Source organism: uncultured Bacteroides sp., assembly GCF_902491285.1.
Lineage (GTDB): Bacteria > Bacteroidota > Bacteroidia > Bacteroidales > Bacteroidaceae > Bacteroides.
On sequence record NZ_CABUHK010000169.1, the window covers coordinates 1 to 2,880 of the forward strand.

Annotated in this window: 3 protein-coding genes; all 3 read left to right on the top strand. The window is 44.7% G+C overall.

The genetic code is table 11. From position 1 onward, the window contains the following. Positions 1–1,121: diaminopimelate decarboxylase (gene lysA / locus RDN93_RS21865; protein ID WP_308747416.1), on the top strand; the 1,121-nt coding region annotated here is incomplete at its 5' end. 89 nt (positions 1,122–1,210) lie between these two features. Continuing rightward, positions 1,211–1,693: a ferritin gene (locus RDN93_RS21870; RefSeq protein WP_005930912.1), complete on the top strand. Its 483-nt coding sequence runs from the start codon at positions 1,211–1,213 to the stop codon at positions 1,691–1,693. A 153-nt stretch (positions 1,694–1,846) separates the two neighbouring features. Continuing rightward, the coding region (locus tag RDN93_RS21875) for an IS1182 family transposase (RefSeq protein WP_308747417.1) at positions 1,847–2,880 on the top strand (1,034 nt) is incomplete at its 3' end.

Sequence of the window (2,880 nt, forward strand, 5' to 3'; positions counted from 1 at the left end):
AGACACCTTTCTATTATTACGATACGAAAGTGCTGCGTGATACATTGTCGGCTATTAACCAAGAGGTTGCCAAATATCCTAGCTATTCCGTACATTATGCCGTGAAGGCGAATGCCAATCCGAAAGTACTTACCATTATCCGTGAAAGCGGAATGGGAGCAGACTGCGTGAGTGGCGGAGAAATCCGTGCCGCTGTCCGTGCCGGATTCCCTGCCAATAAAATCGTTTTTGCCGGAGTCGGGAAAGCGGATTGGGAGATCAACCTCGGACTGGAATACGGCATCTTCTGTTTCAATGTAGAGTCTATCCCCGAACTGGAGGTCATCAACGAACTGGCTGCCGCGAAAGGCAAAGTGGCCAATGTCGCTTTCCGTATCAATCCGAATGTGGGGGCGCATACCCATGCGAATATTACTACCGGACTGGCAGAGAATAAGTTTGGCATCAGCATGGAAGATATGGATAAGGTGATCGACGTGGCGCAGGAGATGAAGAATGTCAATTTCATCGGCCTGCATTTCCATATCGGTTCGCAGATATTGGATATGGGAGACTTCATAGCCCTTTGCAATCGTGTGAACGAGTTGCAGGACAGGCTTGAGGCGCGTCAGATATTTGTGAAACATATCAATGTAGGTGGTGGACTGGGCATTGATTATGATCACCCCAACCGTCAGTCGATTCCGGATTTCAAGAGTTATTTCTCTACGTATGCCGGACAGTTGAAGTTGCGGCCTCACCAGACTTTGCACTTTGAATTGGGACGCGCTGTGGTGGGGCAGTGTGGCACGCTTATCTCTAAAGTGCTGTATGTAAAGCAAGGGGTAAACAAGAAATTTGCCATACTCGATGCCGGGATGACGGATTTGATCCGTCCGGCTCTTTATCAGGCACATCATAAGATGGAGAACCTCACTTCGGACGAGACGATGCAAACGTACGATGTGGTAGGCCCGATCTGTGAATCGTCCGATGTTTTCGGCAAGGCGATAGACTTGAACAAGGTGAAACGCGGGGATTTGATTGCCCTACGTTCCGCCGGTGCTTATGGCGAAATTATGGCGTCCGGTTATAATTGTCGTGAGTTGCCTAAAGGATATCTCTCGGACGAGTTTGTATAATAAATTAAAAAAAAGAGATTCGGTTGAACAAATTAAACAGTATTCTTGTTATTTTTGTAATCATTTCAATCAAATAAATACAAACGATTATGATTTCAGAAAAATTACAAAATGCAATTAATGAGCAGATAACTGCCGAGATGTGGTCTGCTAACCTGTACTTGTCTATGTCTTTCTACTTTGAAAAAGAAGGATTTAGCGGATTTGCCAATTGGATGAAAAAGCAATCTCAGGAAGAGTTGGAACATGCTTATGTCATGGCCGATTATATTATCAAGCGTGGCGGTGTAGCTAAAGTTGATAAAATAGACGTAGTTCCTTCAGGATGGGGCACTCCGTTGGAAGTGTTCGAGCACGTTTACAAGCACGAATGCCATGTTTCTAAAATGATTGACGAACTGGTATCTGTTGCTTCTGCCGAAAGAGACAATGCTACTCAGGATTTCCTTTGGGGATTTGTTCGCGAACAGGTGGAAGAAGAAGCAACTGCACAAGGTATTGTTGATAAGATCAAGAAAGCCGGTGATGCAGGAATCTTCTTTATCGATTCTCAACTGGGACAGCGCAAATAAGTTTCTGTTGAAGATATACCGTACAGATAATACGAAGAGGTTGTGTCAAAATGCTGGCACAGCCTTTTTTTATGCGCAAAGCCCGGACTTTCCCAAGCCCGGGCTTTGTTATTACCCAAAGTTTATGTAACTTTAGGCATCAGTTTTTTCGTTATGGCAAAGTTACATTTTCGTCCTTACATTCCCAACCAAACCGTTCTTTTTCCACAAAGAATTGATGAAAACATAGCTGCGGACGATCCGGTCCGCATAGTCAATGCAGTTGTTGATAATCTCAATCTTGATAATTTCAAGAAGCTTTATAAAGAAACGGGGCGCTCAGCTTATCATCCCAAAATGATGCTCAAGGTAATTATCTACGCTTATATGAATAATATCTATTCCTGTCGTAAAATAGAGAAGCTTCTTTTGCGTGATATCCATTATATCTGGCTTGCCGGTCATGAGCATCCGAATTTCATAACCATCAACCGTTTCCGTAACCGTGTAAAGGAGGAAATAAACAACGTCTTCACGCAGCTGGTTCTTGTCCTTGCCGACAAGGGTTTCATCAGTCTTGACGTGGAGTATATCGACGGCACCAAGATTGAGTCCAAGGCCAACAAATATACTTTTGTCTGGCGCAAGACAGTCGAAAAGAACCGTACAAGGTTGCTGAATAAGATTCGCATCCTTCTGGAGCAGGTGGATGAAGCCATTATACAGGAGAACTCTGTAAAAGACACATCCGTGGAGTTGACTCCCTCCATGCTCTCTAATATAGTGGATGAACTCAAAGAAGTGCTGGAACACCAAGTAACACAGGACAAGGAACAAAAGAAAGCTCTGCGTGAAAAGAAAAAACAGGTCAGGGAACTTGAAGGGTATCGTGACAAGCTGATGGAATACGACAATCACCTTGAAGTCCTTGGAGAACGTAATTCCTATTCCAAGACCGATCCTGATGCCACATTCATGCGTATGAAAGAAGACGCCATGAAGAACGGGCAGACCAAGCCCGGGTATAATTTACAAATAGGTACTGAAAACCAGTTCATCATAGACTTCCGGCTGTTTCCCAACCCCACCGATACGCTGACCCTGATCCCTTTCTTCCACTCCTTCCAGCACCGCTATAACCGCTTACCGGGTATCGGTGTGGCAGACTCCGGTTACGGCTCGGAAGAAAATTACCGGTTCATGCAGGA

Coding starts and splice junctions, on each gene's coding strand:
- RDN93_RS21870 (WP_005930912.1), top strand. CDS start 1,211: ATGATTTCAGAAAAATTACAAAATGCAATTAATGAGCAGATAACTGCC.